The sequence below is a fragment of the Oleiagrimonas sp. MCCC 1A03011 genome, assembly GCF_003267965.1.
Lineage (GTDB): Bacteria > Pseudomonadota > Gammaproteobacteria > Xanthomonadales > Rhodanobacteraceae > Oleiagrimonas > Oleiagrimonas citrea.
The window spans coordinates 643,646-659,019 of the sequence record NZ_MSPY01000001.1; the positions used below are offsets into that span (position 1 = coordinate 643,646).

Sequence of the window (15,374 nt, forward strand, 5' to 3'; positions counted from 1 at the left end):
GTTTCCGAGGAAACCGCGGCCTTTCGAGACAACCGGGTGGATACCGCTGCGGCCAGGCCGACAGGGCATCGCGCGACGACTTACTTGCCGTAGCGACGGCGGAACTTGTCCACGCGGCCGCCGGCGTCGATGGTCTTCTGCTTGCCGGTGTAGAACGGGTGAGAATGGCTGGAGATTTCCACCTTGATCAGCGGATACTCGTTGCCATCCTCCCACTTGATGGTTTCCTTGCTGGACATCGTCGACTTCGTCAGAAAGGCGAAATCAGAGGACTGGTCCTGGAACACCACCGGCTGGTAGTTCGGATGGATGTCGGGCTTCATGGCTCGCTCCGGGCTAAAGCGCGGGGAAAAGACGGGCATTGTAGCGAGCAGGCCTGCCTTGCCGCAAGCCTTGCCGCACCCTGCCCGGGAAATGGGTTCAGATCGCTGTGTCGGGCACGCCGAGCGCACGCGCCACCAGGGCTTCGAAACGCCGCATGTCCACGTCGAACACGACACGTGCGTTCGCCGGGCGATCCAGGCGCGCCTCCCAATCGACCACGGTCATGCCGCGAGTGCGTGCACCGACCATCTCGACCATGACAGGATGCGCCTCGGCCCGCTGCACCAGCTCGGGATCCAGCGCCACCGCCATGGCCAGGGCGTCGGCGGCAATCACACCGGTGCGTCCGCGACGGGCATTCCAGGCGCGTGAGGTGGCACCGATGCGGGCATAGAACTCCGCACGCGCATCGCCGTTTTCCAGCCAGCGGTCGAACTGCACGCCCTCGAACGCGTGACGCACGGTCGCCTCCCAGTCCACCAGCTCGAAGGCGGGAAACGCCTCGAACACCACGTGCGCGGCTTCCGGGTCGAAACCGATATTGAATTCAGCAGGCGTACTCAAGGTGTTGCCGTGGCCATTGACCGCCCCCCCCATGATCACGAAGCGTCCAACGCGCGAAGGCAGCGTCGGATCGAGGCGCACGGCCAGCGCCACGTTGGTCAGGGGACCGAGCGCGACCAGGGTGGCGCCGGGATGCGCATGACTGAGACGGATCAGCGCCAGCGCCGCCGATTCGGACTCGGCGGTCCGCTTCGGCTCCGGAAAGCCGACGTCGCCGAAACCGTCCGCGCCGTGCACCAGCGCGGCGTCCTCCGACGGCGCCTGCACCAGCGGAACCGGGCAACCCGGATGCACCGGCGTATCCGCCCCGATCAGGTCCATCAGGGTCAGCGCGTTGCGAACGGTGTGGTCCAGACCGACGTTGCCGGCGGCGATGGTCAGCGCATGCACGTGACCGTGCGCGTGGGCCATCAGCAGGGCCAAGGCGTCGTCGACGCCGGGATCGGTATCAATGATGAGGTGCGGCTTGCTCATGCGTGTATCCGCAAGGAAAACGCACAGCATAACGCGAGCCGACTCTCGACAGCAGCCCCGTTCACGTGAATCCGTGCCGTATTCAGGCGTCGGCGTAGCGGGCCGCAGTGCCGATCCAGCGGCGCACGAGGCGCTCGGCACGCTGCGGATGATCGCGCAGCATGGCCGCACCCACGCGCTGCACGGCCGGCAGCAGATGCGCATCGCGCGCCAAATCGGCGACACGGAATTCGAGGCGCCCGGTCTGCCGCGTACCCAGCACTTCACCCGGACCGCGCAGTTCCAGATCCTTCTCGGCGATCCGGAAGCCGTCGCTAGTCTCGCGCATCACCTGCAGACGTTCGCGTGCCAGCGCAGACAGCGGCGTGTGATAGAGCAGGACGCAGCTGGAGGCGACGCTGCCGCGCCCTACCCGTCCGCGCAGCTGATGTAGCTGCGCCAGCCCCAGCCGCTCGGCATTCTCGATGACCATAAGACTGGCATTGGGCACATCCACGCCGACCTCGATCACGGTCGTCGCGACCAGCACCGCCACCTCGCCGCTCTTGAACGCCTGCATCACGGCCAACTTCTCGCGCGCCTTCATGCGCCCGTGCACCAGCTCCACACGCAGGCCGGGAAGCGCCGCGGCCAGCTCCGCATGCACCACCTCGGCCGCCTGTGCCGTGAGCTGCTCGGACTCCTCGATGAGGGTGCAGACCCAGTACGCCTGCCTGCCCTCACCGCAGGCCGCACGCAGACGCTCGACCACCTCGCCACGACGCGAGCCGGCAATGGCGACGGTCTGCACCGGCGTGCGCCCGGGCGGCAGCTCGTCGATCGAGGACACATCCAGGTCGGCGTAAGCGCTCATCGCCAGCGTGCGTGGAATCGGTGTGGCGGTGAGTACCAACTGGTGCGGCACCAGATCGCCCTCCGCACCCTTGTCACGCAACGCCAGACGCTGGTGAACGCCGAAGCGATGCTGCTCGTCGATGATGACCAGCCCCAGCCGCTGGAACGCCACGCCCTCCTGCATCAGGGCGTGCGTGCCGACCACCACCTGCGCGCCGCCGGCCACGGCTTCCAAGGCTTTCTTGCGCGCCCGGCCCTGCACTTTGCCGGCCAGCCACGCCACTTCGATGCCCAGCGGCTCCAGCCAGGCACGCAGATTGGCCAGGTGCTGCTCGGCGAGCAGCTCGGTCGGTGCCATCAACGCGGCCTGCCAGCCGCACTCCACGGCGGCCAGCGCGGCCAGCGCAGCGACCACGGTCTTGCCGCTGCCGACATCGCCCTGCACCAAGCGCAGCATCGGCCTGCCCTGACGCAGATCCTCCAGCACCTCGGCGTCGACGCGCGTCTGCGCGCCAGTCAGGGCAAACGGCAACTGCTGCAGCATGCGCGCACGCAGACTTCCGTCCCCGTGCAACGCGGGCGCGCGGCGACTGCGCACCTGCGCGCGCAGCCGTTGCAGACTCAGGTGCTGAGTCAGCAGTTCCTCGAAGGCCAGCCGCTGCTGCGCCGGATGCACGCCGCGCGCCAGCGCCGCGAGATCGGCTTCCGGTGGCGGACGATGCACGGTCAGCAGCGCCTCGCGAAGCGAGCCCAAGCCCAATCCCTCGCGCAACGGCGCGGGAATCAGCTCCAGCGCGTCTTCGTCGGGCAACCGTTCGAGCGCTTTCTCGATCACGCTGCGCAGCCGCTTCTGCCCCAATCCCTCCGTCGTCGGATACACCGGCGTCAGACGGGCATCCAGCGGCATCCCCTTCTGCACGCGCTGATACTGCGGGTGGATCATTTCCGGGCCGCGTGTGCCCATGCGCACGTCGCCGTAGCAGCGCAGACGCGTACCGATACGCAACTGATCGGCCTGCGCCTTGCGGAAATGGAAGAAGCGCAGCAGCAGTGTCGATGTCGAGTCGTCGCCGATCGCCACCTTCAGCTGCGCGCGATAGCGGAAACCGCTCTCGACCGCCTCGACCTCGCCCTCGACCTGGGCCGGCTGACCGATCGCCAGCTCGCGTATCGGCGTGATCCGGGTGCGATCCTCATAGCGCAGTGGAAGATGGAACCAGAGGTCCTGCACGCAGGCGACGCCGAGCTTCTCCAGCGCGCGAGCCAGCGCGGGACCGATCCCGTTAAGTACAGTGACCGGCTCGCGACCGGCATTCGCGGCAGTGGCGGCGTCAGCTCCCTTCATCGTCGCGAGACTAGCCCAGAATCACCCGCGAGTTCACCAGCGAAGGCCTCCATTGCGTGCAGGGCCATGCCGCGGAGCATCGACGCATTGCGTCATTCCAGGACCAGGATGCCGTCGACTTCGATCTGCGACCCCTTGGGCAGCGCCGCCACCTGCACGGTGGCGCGTGACGGGTACGGCTGCTCGAAATACGACTCCATGACCGCGTTGACGGCGGCGAAGTGCGCCAGATCGGTCATGTAGATGCCGATGCGCACCAGATCCGACAAACTGCCGCCAGCCGCCTCGCAGACCGCCTTCAGATTCTCGAACACACGGCGGGCCTGCACCGTGATATCGCCCTGCACCATCACGCCAGAAGCCGGGTCCAGTGGGATCTGGCCAGACAGGTAGACGGTCTGCCCCGCACGCACGGCCTGCGAGTACGGGCCGATGGCGGATGGAGCGTTGTCGGTGGCGATGATGCTGCGGGACATAGTCACCTCGGAAGGATCGGAAACAAGGCCGCAGAGCATAGCAAGGTCCCGCCGCCGCGGGCCGCACTCAGACTGGATACCGGTAGACGCCGTTGACCACACCGGCACGGCGCACACCGCGCATCACGTCGGCCAGATGCTTGCGATTCTTCACTTCGATCATGAACAGCAGCGTGGCGGCAGTGAGATCGCGCTCGATGTACTCGACATTCTCGATGTTGGACTCGGCATCGGCGATCGCCGCGGCCACGGTGGCCAGCACGCCGGTGCGATTGATGACCTCGATGCGCAGCTCGACCTTGAAGTCGCCGTGCACCTTGCGATCCCAGTCGATGCCGATGCAGCGCTCTGGCGACTTGCGGAACTCGACCATGTTCGGGCACTCGGTGCGGTGCACCACGATGCCCTTGCCCGCCGACAGATAGCCGATGATGTCGTCGCCCGGCACCGGATGGCAGCAATTGCCGAAACTGATGACGCCGCGCTCGTCGCCGGTGATGAGAATCTTGTCGCGCGACGCGTCGCCGGCAGCATGGCGCGCTTCGCCGGTCTTACCGACCAGCTGCGCGGCGACCTGGTCCGGCATGCGATGACCCAGCGCGATATCGGCCAGCAATTCCTCGAACCGCTTGAGCTTGTTGTCAGCCAGATAGCGTTCCAGCGTCTTCGGACGGATGCCGTCCAGGCTGGCGCCACGCGCATCGAGCGCGCGATCCAGCATGCGGTGTCCGAACTGCACCGCGTCCTCGTGCTGCAGATGCTTGATGAACTGGCGGATGGCGGTGCGTGCCTTGCCGGTCACCACCACATCGAGCCAGTCCAGCCGCGGCATCGACGACGGTGCCGTGATGATCTCCACGCGCTGCCCCGAATCCAGCCGCGTGCGCAACGGTACCAACTTGTCGTTGACGCGGGCCGACACCGCATGATCGCCGACATCGGTGTGCACGGCGTAGGCGAAGTCGATGGCCGTGGCGTTGCGCGGCAGCGACATGATCTCGCCCTTCGGCGTGAACAGGTAGACCTCGTCCGGGAACAGATCGACCTTCACGTTCTCGATGAACTCGGAAGACGAATCGGTGACGGCCTGCCGCTCGGCCAGACCGGCCAGCCACTCGCGGGCCCGCGACTGCGCGCTGTTGGCCGGACCGCTCTGGGCCTTGTAGCTCCAGTGCGCTGCCACGCCGCGCTCGGCCACCGAATCCATCTCTTCAGTGCGGATCTGGATTTCGATGGGTGCGCCGAACGGCCCGAAGAGAACCGTATGCAGCGACTGGTAGCCATTGGCCTTGGGAATCGCGATGAAATCCTTGAAGCGCTTGTCCACCGGCTTGTACAGCATGTGGATCGCGCCGAGTGCCTGGTAGCAGCGCATCACGTTGTCGGTCACCACGCGGAAACCGTACACATCCATCACGTCGTCGAACGATTTGTGCTCGCGACGCATCTTCATGTAGATGCTGTAGGGCGCCTTGACCCGGCTGACGACCTTGGCGCGGATGTCCTCCTCGCTCAAGCGCTTTTCCAGCGCGGCCTCGATCCGGCTCATCACCTCGCGTCGATTGCCCAGCGCGCTGCGGATGCGCGCGCTGATGACGCGGTGACGGTCCGGGTAGAGCGCACGGAAACCGAGATCCTGCAGCTCGGCCTTGATGCGGTTCATGCCGAGTCGCTGCGCGATGGGTGCGTAGATCTCCAGCGTCTCGCGCGCAATGCGCCGGCGCGAGGACGACTCCTTGGCGCCCAGCGTACGCATGTTGTGCAGACGGTCGGCCAGCTTGATGAGGATCACGCGCAAGTCGCGCGCCATTGCCAGCAGCATCTTGCGGAAACTCTCCGCCGCCGCTTCCTGACGGCTGCGGAACCGCACGCTATCCAGCTTGGTGACGCCGTCGACCAGTTCGACCACCACATCGCCGAACTCCTCGACGATCTGCTCGCGGTCGAGCTGCGTGTCTTCGAGCGTGTCGTGCAGGATCGCGGCGATGATGGTTTCCGCGTCCAGGCGCAGATCGGCCAGCAACGTGGCGACGGCAACCGGATGCGTGATGTAGGGCTCGCCGCTCTTGCGTTTCTGCCCGGCGTGCGCGTCGGCTCCGATCAGGTAGGCGCGACGCACCCGCGCGACATCTTCGGGCGAAAGATATTCCGAAAGCCGGCGCTCAAGCTCGAGCACGTCTTCGGGAATCGCGCCGTTCGCTTTGCTGCCCGTGGGCGTGGCCGTCGCCATGCGGTCGCGACGACCGCTCAGGCCGCCACCCTCCAGACACGGCAGGCTGCCGTCCGTCGCGCCACGCGGGACACATGCTGACAAGGGGCGTGGCAACGGCGCTCGTGCATGGAATTACTCTTCGGCGCTCTTGGTAGCCACCTCTTCCTCGACCTCGGCCGCGGCCCACTCCAGCGCTTCGCGCTCGGCACGCTCGCGCTCGGCGCGGTCGATTTCATCAATGGTGGCCTCATCGATGCGCTGCTCTGCGATCTCGCGCAACGCCAGCACCGACGGCTTGTCGTGCTCGGGTTCGACCAGGGACTCTGCACCCTTGGCCAGCTGGCGTGCGCGGCGGGTCGCCATCAGCACCAGCTCGAAACGGTTGTCGACCACCTTCAGGCAGTCCTCCACGGTAATGCGGGCCATGCGGAATTCCTAAGAAAAAAAAGGTACTTATTCAGGGTGAACAGTGTAGCTTCGGGCGTAGTTGGCTGGCAACGGCACATCGGCATACCATGCCGGTTGCGGGAATGACTGGTCAGCGTACGCGAATATAATTAAACTCTACGGTTCATATAAGGACCCGCTGCTTTCCTATGCGCCCATCCCTGATGCAGACATTCCGACGCGCCGCCCTCGTCGCTGCGGTCATCGCGCTTGCCGGCTGCGCCATCGCCAAACCGCGCACCGATGACCCGCTGGAGAAGTACAACCGCAAGGTGTATGCGTTCAATAACGCCGTCGACAAGGTGGCGATCCGTCCGGTCGCCGTTGGCTATCGCAAGATCACGAATCCGCCCGTACGCCGCTCGATCAGCGACTTCTTCACCAATATCCGCATGCCGATCACGGTCGCCAACGACCTGCTGCAGGCACGCCCGAAGAAGGCGCTGAGCGCCTCGGCACGCTTCCTGGTCAATATCACGCTGGGTCTGGGCGGCTTCTTCGACCCTGCCAGCCGCATGGGCCTGCCACTCGACGACACCGATTTCGGCATCACCCTTGCTCGTTGGGGCGTCCCCGACGGACCGTACCTGGTGCTGCCGTTGATCGGACCGACCACGGGCCGCGACGTATGGCACCTGCCCGTCGACAGCTATTTCTTCGACCCGATGTCGATCTACTCGCGCAATCAGGGACGCTTCGACCACGGCCAGCAGTATCTGCCCTCGATGCTCTACCTGGTCACGCTGCGCGCCCGCGCGATCGACGCGGAAGGTTTTCTGGAATCGGCCTACGACCCGTACGTCTTCCTGCGCGATGCCTATCTCCAGCAGCGCACGTACAAGCTCTACGACGGCAACCCGCCGGCCAGCGTCATCGACCAGATGCAGGGCCTGAACGAACAGGGCTTCGATCCCGACGAACTGCTCAAGCAGCAGCAATCCTGGGAGAAGAAGCAGAAAGAGAAGGACGCAACGGGCGCCGCCCCGACGACGCAACCGGCCGCGCCGGCATCGTCCTCCTCGGCACCGGGCACCCCCTCCGGCGCGTAACCCCACAAGCCTTTTTCCGCCGCGCCGCACGGCGTGGCGGAAGAAGGATCAGGCTTCGAGATCGAGCTGCCAGTAGCCCACGTCGATCCAGCGATCGAACTTGCGGCCGACCTGCTCGAAATGCGCAACCTTGCGGAAGCCGAACGCCTCGTGCAACGCAACGCTGGCGGGATTTGGCTGTGCAATCCCGGCGATCGCCGTATGCATGCCGGCGGCACGCAGATCGGAAAACAATCGCTCGTAGAGACACCGCGCGTACCCCATCCGCCGATGCGCAGGGTCCACATACACGGAACATTCGACGCTGAAACGATAGGCGGCGCGCGCCTTCCAGGGCGTTGCGCAGGCGTAGCCGCAGACACCGTCGCGCGGTGTTTCCAGCACCCGCCAGGGGTGCGCCGGATCATCCACACAGGCGCGGCGCGCCATCTCCACCACGGAGACCGACACCTCCTCGAAGGTGATCGTGCTATTCAGGACGTAGTGGTTGTAGATGCGGCAGACCGCACCGATGTCGTCTTCGCGGAGAGGGCGTACCGAATCCTGCATGCCGCCCCTTCGAACGACCGGCTCAGCCGATGCCGAGAAGCGGTTCGGCGTCGCTGATCTCGGCCAGCAGGTACATGCTCCTGGGCAGATTCTCGACCTGCAACGTCGCGCCACGTCGACGCGCGTGCGCCATCCACGCCAGCACGCAGGCCAGCCCGGCGCTGTCGGCCGCGGGCACGCCGGCAAGATCGAGCACGCGGGTCTCGCCGCGCGACATGCGCTCGATGCCCTGCCCGTAGGCACGTGCGGCCGTCGCGAAGGTCAACGGACCGGACACGGCGAGCGTGTCCGGTTGCGTCTGGTCGAAATGCACGTTGGCGTCGCTCATCGCGCTCAGCTCGCGGTGTCCTTCTGCATCTTGTCCAGGGTCTCGGCGCCGTTCTTCTCCAGACGCTCGATCAGACCCTCGATGCCCATCTTGCGGATCTCCGCGTCGACCTGCGCGCGGTAGTTGGTGATGTAGGAAATGCCCTCGATCACCACATCGTAGGCCTTCCACTGACCACTGGAGGTCTTGCGGAACGCGTAGTCCACCGAGATGGTCTTGCCGTCGTCCAGCATCACCTGGGTGCGCACCATGGTGCGGCGGTCATTCAGCTCGCCACGGTACGGCAGCACCTTCACGCTGCCCTTGGTGTAGTTCAGCAGCCCTTCGGCGTAACGGTGCGTGATCGAATCGTAGAACGCCTTGGCAAAGCGCTCGCGCTGCTCCGGCGTAGCTTCACGTGCATGACGGCCCAGCACCAGAATCGAGGCATAGTCGATGTCGAAGTGCGGCAGGAAGATACCGTCAATGACGCCGATCAGCTTGTTCTTGTCCTGCTTCAGCTCGGCACGATGACCGTCGATGGCATTGGACAATTCGGCGGTAATGGTCTTGACCACCTGCTGCGGCGAGGCCGTGGCCGGCACGCGCGTGGCGGCCTGGGCCGAGGCGGGCAACGCCAGCATCGCGCCCGGAACGAGCATCGCGCAGGCGAACACCAGGTTACGTAGTTTCATGGGACATCGTCTCCGTTTGGGAACAGCGGGTCGCGCAGCGCCCGGTGGTTATGGCTTTTTCTTGTCCTTGTCGCCCGGCGAGCCGTTGACCAGGAACTTGCCGATCAGATCTTCCAGCTGCACCGCCGACTGGGTCAGGATCACTTCGTCGCCGTTCTTGAACGAGTCCGGCGATCCACCCGGCTGGATGCCAATGTATTGATCGCCCAATAAACCGCTGGTTAACACCGACGCGGAGGAATCCTCGGGAATCTGGTTGAAGCGCTTGTCGATGGACAGCGTCACCAGCGCGTCGAGCTTCTGCGGCTCGAGCTGGATCGACTGCACCGAGCCGATGCGCACGCCCGCCAGCTTCACCGGCGCGCGGTCCTTGAGCTGACCGATGTTGGTGAAGCGCGCCTTAAGCGTGTACGAATCGCCATGGCGCACGTTGACCAGCGACGTGGTCTGGGTCGCCAGGTAAGCCAGCGCGGCGAACCCCAGCACGATGAACAGGCCAGTGCCGACGGCATAGGAACGTCTCTGGGTCACGGCAACATCCTCAATGAACTCTGTAGATTCGAATCGATGAAAAAGTAGTGCGGGCGCATGTTCGCGTTCCTCACATCATGAATGCGGTGAGCACGAAGTCGAGCGCCAAAATGGCAATGGACGAGGCGACCACGGTGCGGGTGGTGGCGTAAGCCACGCCCTCGCTGGTGGGCGGCGTCGTGTAGCCCTGGTGCACCGAGATCAGCGTGACCACGGTACCGAAGGCCAGTCCCTTCCAGATCACGCCGTCGATGACGTCTTTCCAGACCTCGACATTGGAGGTCATGTTCGACCAGAAGGTGCCGTTGTCGATGCCCAGCCAGGTCACCCCGACCAGATGGCCGCCGAAGATCGCCATCGCCGAGAACACGCAGCACAGCAGCGGCATGGCGATGATCCCGGCAATGAATCGCGGCGTGACCACGTAGGCGACCGGATCGACCGCCATCATCTCCATCGCCGAAAGCTGATCGGTGGCGCGCATCAGGCCGATCTCGGCGGTGATCGAGGTGCCCGCGCGACCTGCGAACAGCAGCGCGGTCACCACCGGGCCGAGTTCGCGATAGACCGACAGCGCCACCACCGTGCCGGTGGAAGCCGTGCCACCGAAAATCTCCAGCACGTGATAGAGCTGCAGCGCCAGCACCATGCCCACGAACAGGCCGCAGGTCATGATGATGATCAGGCTCATCGCGCCGGTGAACCAGATCTGGCGCACGATTTCGCGGAAATAGCGCAGGCTGCGTGGCATAGCGGCCAGCAGCGTGGGCAGGAACAGGCCGGCATCGCCGATCTGCGCCAGACCTTCGACGACGAGGTTGCGACGTTTCACCCGCGCATTCATGCGGTCTCTCCCAGGCCCAGTTCGGCGGCGTAGTCGCCAGCCGGATAATGGAACGGCACCGGCCCGTCGGGTTCGCCGCCAAAGAACTGTCGCGTCCAGGGCGAACCGTCGTTGGCGATCTCCTTGGGATCGCCCGACGCGACCACCTTGCCGTTGGCGATCAGCACCACCCGATCGGCGATCTGCTGGATCGCGGCCAGTTCGTGCGCCACCAGCACACTGGTGATGCCGAGCGTCTCGTTGAGCGTGCGGATCAGCTTCAGGACCTGATTCAGCGCGATCGGGTCCAGCCCCACGAATGGTTCGTCGTACAGAATCAGCATCGGATCGAACACGATGGCGCGCGCCAGCGCCACGCGCCGCGCCATGCCGCCCGACAGTTCGCTCGGCATCAGCCGCGACGCGCCACGCAGACCGACGGCCTGCAGCTTGTTCAGCACGATGTCGCGAATCAGCTCTTCCGGCAGCCGGGTGTGCTGGCGCAGTGGAAAGGCGACGTTCTCGAACACGTCGAAATCAGTCAGCAATGCGGAATTCTGGAACAGGTAGCCGACACGCTCGCGCAGCTTGAACAAGCCCTCGCGAGACAGCTTCGCCACATCCTCGCCGTCGACCAGCAATTCGCCGGCATCGGCCGGCGTCTGTCCGGTGATGTGCTTGAGCAGCGTGGTCTTGCCGGTACCGCTGGGCCCCATGATGGCGGTGATCTTGCCGCGCGGGATATCCAGATCCAGTCCGTCGAAGACGGTTCGGCCGCTGAAACGCGTGGTCAGACCGCGCACGCGCACCAGCGCGTCGCCGGTCGGCGCGGAATCGGGGGAAGCGATGGCGTCAGTCATAGGTCTTCCAAGATAGCCGAGCACGGGCGCAGCGGCTAGATACCGGCGCAACTATGGGGGCACATCCGCTGAACCCAAGCGCAACGGATCCACGGATACGAAAACTGCGCACCACGTAACGAACGTGGAGCCTTTCACACACCGGGCGCGAGCAATTCCTCGATCAGCGCCTCATGCCGTCCGCGTTGCAGCGGCGCACGCAGTCGCACGGCACGCACGATGGCCTGCAAGTCGTCCAGGGCATCCTCGAAACGGTCGTTGACGATGATGTAGTCGAATTCGTGCGCATGCGCGATCTCCTCACGCGAATTGCGCAGGCGGCGCTCGATGACCTCCGCGCTGTCCGAAGCACGTCCGCGCAGACGACGTTCCAGTTCGACGCGCGAAGGCGGCAGAATGAACACGCCGACGCAATCGGGCATCGCCGCGCGAATCTGCTGCGCGCCCTGCCAGTCGATCTCCAGCAGCACGTCGCGCCCCTGCTCCATCAGATCCTGCACGGTCTTGCGCGAAGTGCCGTACAGATTGCCGTGCACTTCGGCATGCTCGAGAAAGATGCCGTCGGCGACCTCCTGCTCGAATGCCTCGCGATCGACGAAATAGTAGTGTTCGCCGTAAGCCTCGCCCGGCCGCGGCGGACGCGTGGTGTGCGAGATCGACAGCGAGATCGCCGGCTCGTGCTCGAGCAGCGCGTTGACCAGCGTCGACTTGCCCGCACCGGACGGCGCGGCGACCACGAACAGCGTGCCTTGCGGGTTCGGATGCGACGCGTTCATTCGATGTTCTGCACTTGTTCGCGCATCTGCTCGATCAGCACCTTCAGTTCGACCGCGGCATTGGTGCTGCGCGTATCCACCGCCTTGGAGCCGAGCGTGTTGGCCTCGCGGTTGAACTCCTGCATCAGGAAGTCGAGGCGGCGACCGACCGGCTCGTCCAGACCGAGCACGCGGCGCGCCTCGGCGATGTGCGCGTCCAGACGATCAAGCTCCTCGTCGACATCGGCACGGGTGATCTGCAGCACCAGCTCCTGCTCCAGACGCCCCGGATCGGCCGGCTGCTTGATGTCGGCCAGGCGCGTTTCCAGACGCGTGCGCAGACCGGTGCGGATGTCGGGCATCATCGTGCGCACCTCGGCGACGATCTTCTCGATACCGTCCAGACGCTCGGCGATCAGTGCGGCCAGCTTGGCACCCTCGCGCTCGCGGGTCGCGGTCAGTGCGTCCAGCGCCTCTTCCAGCGCGTCGGAGAACGCCTTCTGCAGCGCATCGCGATCCACCTCGGGCTGTTTCAGCACGCCGGGAAAACGCAGCAGTTCGGTGCTCTGTGCCTGCAGACCCGGGAACCGCGCTGCCATGTCCAGATGCAATTCGGCCAGACGTGCGAGCAAGGTGTGATTGACCTCCAGCGCATCGCTGCGATCTTCGCCGCGCAGGCGCACGGTCACGTCGACCTTGCCGCGCGACAGGCGCCGGGACACGATCTCGCGCAGCAGCGGCTCGAACGCGCGCAGCTCGTCGGGCAGACGCGGACTCTGTTCGAGATAGCGATGGTTCACCGTGCGCACCTCGCAGGCCAGCGTGCCCAGCGGGCCGCTGGACTCGGCGGATGCGTACGCGGTCATGCTGCGGATCATTCGGCGATTTCCGGAAGTCGAAGGGCGCCATGGTAAACGCTCGCGACGAGGCTTGCCCAATCCGCGCCCGGCGAGACACGGATCATGCGGGTATCATTCCGCCTTTGTCGTACCCAACGGAAACACCCCAAGCCATGAGCGAAACCCATCGCCCCAGCGGCCGCCAGCCCGATCAGCTGCGCCAGGTCGAGATCCAGCGCCACTACACCAAGCACGCCGAAGGTTCCGTGCTGGTCGCATTCGGCGACACCCGCGTGCTGTGCACCGCCAGCATCGAGGAGCGCGTGCCGGCGTGGCTGCGCGGCAAGGGCGAGGGCTGGATCACCGCCGAATACGGCATGCTGCCGCGTTCGACCGGCAGTCGCATGGCGCGCGAGGCCGCACGCGGCAAGCAGAGCGGCCGCACGCAGGAGATCCAGCGGCTGATCGGCCGCAGTCTGCGTGCCTGCGTCAATCGTCAGGCATTGGGCGAACGCGTCGTCACCCTGGACTGCGACGTGCTACAGGCCGACGGCGGCACCCGCACGGCGGCCATCACCGGCGCCTACGTGGCGCTGGTCGACGCGGTCAACGTGCTGATGAAACGCGAGAAGCTCAAACGCAACCCGATCGTCGGCGCGGTCGCCGCGGTCTCCGTCGGCATCTACCAGGGCTCGCCGGTGCTGGACCTGGACTACGCCGAGGACTCCAGCTGCGACACCGACATGAATGTCGTGATGAACGACGGCGGCGGTTTCATCGAAGTACAGGGCACCGCTGAGGGTCACGCTTTCCGCCGCGACGAGATGGACGCCCTGCTGGGTCTGGCCGAGAAGGGCGTCGGCGAACTGGTCGCCGCGCAGCGCGCGGCCCTGGCCGGATAAGGAAGCCCGACGATGACGCAACGCATGGTCCTGGCCAGCGGCAACGCCGGCAAGTTGCGCGAACTGCGCCATTTGCTGGTAGGGCTGGACATCGAACTGGTCGCCCAGGGCGAGCTCGGCGTCGACGACGCCGAGGAAACCGGGACCACGTTCGTCGAGAACGCCTTGCTCAAGGCCCGGCACGCGGCGCGCATCACCGGCCTGCCGGCGCTGGCCGACGATTCCGGTCTGTGCGTGGACGCCCTGGAAGGCGCGCCGGGTCTGTACTCGGCGCGCTTCGCAGGCGTGCACGGCGACCATGCCGCCAACAACGCGAAACTGCTGCGCATGCTCGACGGCACGCCCGAGAACGCGCGCGGCGCCTTCTTCATCTGCGTGCTGGCGCTGCTGCGCCACGCAGACGACCCGGCGCCGCTGATCGCCGAGGGCCGCTGGCGTGGCCGTATCCTGGATGCGCCACGCGGCGAACACGGCTTCGGCTACGACCCGTTGTTCCAGCCAGACGGCCAGACGCAGAGCGCTGCCGAACTGGACAACGCCCTGAAGAACCGCCTCAGTCATCGTGGCCAGGCGCTGACGCACCTGCGCGATGCTCTGGGAACATTTTAGGCGGCGATGTAGTCCTCCTGCGTCAGACGATCCACCCCGCACTCGAGCTGCTCGACCCAGTCGATGAACCGCTTGACCATGGCCGCACCCGCGAACGGACGGCCATGCTGCGGCACGATCATGTCGATATCCATGTTGCGCGCCATGCGCGCCCACAGGCGGCAGACCCGGTTGGACACCATGTAGCGCTGATGGAAACCGAGCATGGAGGGAATGTGCGCATCGAAGTCCTCGACCGGCGCGAACGGACCGTCGCCCATCGACGCCCCCAGATCGCCGCTGAAAAGGATCTTCGACACCGGATCGTAGAACTGGAAGTTGCCCACGCTGTGCAGGAAGTGCGCCGGTACCGCCTGGATCACCGTGTCGCCCATCGGTATTTCCGCGCCGCGATCGGGAATCAGCATGAAACGGTCCGCCCCCGTGTTCTTCTGGTAGTGCGGCACGCTGTGCGGCACGAACCGTCCCCACAGCCGCGAGCAGCACACCGTGGCCGGCGTGTACATCAGCCAGCGGTCGACCGCGCCAATGATGTCCGGGTCCTGGTGCGACGCCAGGATGTAGGTCAGGTCCCTCAGCTTCACATACGGCGAGATCGCCATCGAGAGCGGCGTGTACAGCAAGGCGCCGCCCGGATCGATCAGCGCGGTCCGATCACCGTGCCGAACCAGAAACTGGTTGGCCTGCACGCCGTCATCGCCCCGCACCAGGTCGGGGAAGACGACAACGGTATGACCGTCCTTTGCATAGAGTTCGATTGCCATGAATTGCGTCCAGCA

General features: G+C 65.5%; 18 protein-coding genes. 3 read left to right on the forward strand and 15 right to left on the reverse strand.

Translation table 11 applies throughout. The features are described from left to right. Window positions 1–80: 80 nt before the first annotated feature. The 6 genes from BTJ49_RS02945 to rpoZ form a co-directional block, all read right to left on the reverse strand. Window positions 81–323 carry a type B 50S ribosomal protein L31 gene (locus tag BTJ49_RS02945; RefSeq protein WP_113063838.1) on the reverse strand — a complete coding sequence of 81 codons (243 nt, stop codon included), beginning with the start codon at window positions 321–323 and terminating at the stop codon, window positions 81–83. A gap of 97 nt (window positions 324–420) precedes the next feature. Beyond that, the gene (locus BTJ49_RS02950; RefSeq protein WP_113063839.1) at window positions 421–1,362 is read right to left on the reverse strand and encodes a nucleoside hydrolase; all 942 of its coding nucleotides are present in this window, start codon (window positions 1,360–1,362) and stop codon (window positions 421–423) included. An 82-nt stretch (window positions 1,363–1,444) separates the two neighbouring features. Beyond that, window positions 1,445–3,541: an ATP-dependent DNA helicase RecG gene (recG, locus tag BTJ49_RS02955; RefSeq protein WP_113063840.1), complete on the reverse strand. Its 2,097-nt coding sequence runs from the start codon at window positions 3,539–3,541 to the stop codon at window positions 1,445–1,447. Between the two features lie 92 nt (window positions 3,542–3,633). Beyond that, entirely contained in the window at window positions 3,634–4,017 is a 384-nt protein-coding gene (locus BTJ49_RS02960) for a RidA family protein (RefSeq protein WP_113063841.1), read from the reverse strand. A 67-nt stretch (window positions 4,018–4,084) separates the two neighbouring features. Continuing rightward, window positions 4,085–6,247 carry a bifunctional (p)ppGpp synthetase/guanosine-3',5'-bis(diphosphate) 3'-pyrophosphohydrolase gene (locus BTJ49_RS02965; RefSeq protein WP_113064027.1) on the reverse strand — a complete coding sequence of 721 codons (2,163 nt, stop codon included), beginning with the start codon at window positions 6,245–6,247 and terminating at the stop codon, window positions 4,085–4,087. Between the two features lie 114 nt (window positions 6,248–6,361). Then, window positions 6,362–6,655 (reverse strand): DNA-directed RNA polymerase subunit omega, encoded by a 294-nt coding sequence (gene rpoZ, locus BTJ49_RS02970; protein ID WP_113063842.1) that lies wholly within the window; start codon window positions 6,653–6,655, stop codon window positions 6,362–6,364. Window positions 6,656–6,840: 185 nt separating this feature from the next. On the opposite strand from rpoZ, the gene BTJ49_RS02975 reads away from it, so the two are divergent. After that, window positions 6,841–7,725: a VacJ family lipoprotein gene (locus BTJ49_RS02975; RefSeq protein WP_113063843.1), complete on the forward strand. Its 885-nt coding sequence runs from the start codon at window positions 6,841–6,843 to the stop codon at window positions 7,723–7,725. Window positions 7,726–7,773: 48 nt separating this feature from the next. Here the strand turns inward: BTJ49_RS02975 and BTJ49_RS02980 are convergent, their stop codons facing one another. From BTJ49_RS02980 to BTJ49_RS03015, 8 genes are all read right to left on the reverse strand, one after another. Beyond that, a complete protein-coding gene (locus BTJ49_RS02980; RefSeq protein ID WP_113063844.1) occupies window positions 7,774–8,274 on the reverse strand; it encodes a GNAT family N-acetyltransferase in 501 nt (166 codons plus the stop codon). A gap of 22 nt (window positions 8,275–8,296) precedes the next feature. Then, window positions 8,297–8,602, reverse strand: a complete 306-nt coding sequence (locus BTJ49_RS02985) for an STAS domain-containing protein (RefSeq protein ID WP_113063845.1) — start codon at window positions 8,600–8,602, stop codon at window positions 8,297–8,299. A gap of 5 nt (window positions 8,603–8,607) precedes the next feature. Continuing rightward, window positions 8,608–9,276, reverse strand: coding sequence for an ABC transporter substrate-binding protein (locus tag BTJ49_RS02990; RefSeq protein WP_240151720.1), 669 nt, complete (start codon window positions 9,274–9,276; stop codon window positions 8,608–8,610). Between the two features lie 48 nt (window positions 9,277–9,324). Next, window positions 9,325–9,807 (reverse strand): outer membrane lipid asymmetry maintenance protein MlaD, encoded by a 483-nt coding sequence (gene mlaD / locus BTJ49_RS02995; RefSeq protein ID WP_113063846.1) that lies wholly within the window; start codon window positions 9,805–9,807, stop codon window positions 9,325–9,327. Between the two features lie 70 nt (window positions 9,808–9,877). Continuing rightward, the gene (mlaE, locus tag BTJ49_RS03000; protein ID WP_113063847.1) at window positions 9,878–10,651 is read right to left on the reverse strand and encodes a lipid asymmetry maintenance ABC transporter permease subunit MlaE; all 774 of its coding nucleotides are present in this window, start codon (window positions 10,649–10,651) and stop codon (window positions 9,878–9,880) included. Beyond that, on the reverse strand, window positions 10,648–11,490 hold the full coding sequence (locus BTJ49_RS03005) for an ABC transporter ATP-binding protein (protein ID WP_113063848.1): 843 nt from the start codon (window positions 11,488–11,490) through the stop codon (window positions 10,648–10,650). The genes mlaE and BTJ49_RS03005 overlap by 4 nt, the downstream gene beginning before the upstream one ends. Window positions 11,491–11,624: 134 nt before the next feature. Further along, a complete protein-coding gene (gene gmk, locus BTJ49_RS03010; protein ID WP_113063849.1) occupies window positions 11,625–12,266 on the reverse strand; it encodes a guanylate kinase in 642 nt (213 codons plus the stop codon). Then, window positions 12,263–13,123, reverse strand: coding sequence for a YicC/YloC family endoribonuclease (locus tag BTJ49_RS03015; protein ID WP_113063850.1), 861 nt, complete (start codon window positions 13,121–13,123; stop codon window positions 12,263–12,265). The genes gmk and BTJ49_RS03015 overlap by 4 nt, the downstream gene beginning before the upstream one ends. A gap of 134 nt (window positions 13,124–13,257) precedes the next feature. Here BTJ49_RS03015 and rph point away from each other — a divergent pair, with 134 nt between their 5' ends. Together rph and rdgB are read left to right on the forward strand one after the other, a co-directional pair. After that, entirely contained in the window at window positions 13,258–13,986 is a 729-nt protein-coding gene (gene rph, locus BTJ49_RS03020; protein WP_113063851.1) for a ribonuclease PH, read from the forward strand. Window positions 13,987–13,998: 12 nt separating this feature from the next. Next, the gene (rdgB, locus tag BTJ49_RS03025) at window positions 13,999–14,595 is read left to right on the forward strand and encodes an RdgB/HAM1 family non-canonical purine NTP pyrophosphatase (RefSeq protein ID WP_113063852.1); all 597 of its coding nucleotides are present in this window, start codon (window positions 13,999–14,001) and stop codon (window positions 14,593–14,595) included. On the opposite strand, the gene BTJ49_RS03030 is transcribed toward rdgB, so the two are convergent. Then, window positions 14,592–15,359: an MBL fold metallo-hydrolase gene (locus tag BTJ49_RS03030; RefSeq protein WP_113064029.1), complete on the reverse strand. Its 768-nt coding sequence runs from the start codon at window positions 15,357–15,359 to the stop codon at window positions 14,592–14,594. The genes rdgB and BTJ49_RS03030 overlap by 4 nt on opposite strands. Window positions 15,360–15,374: the final 15 nt, after the last annotated feature.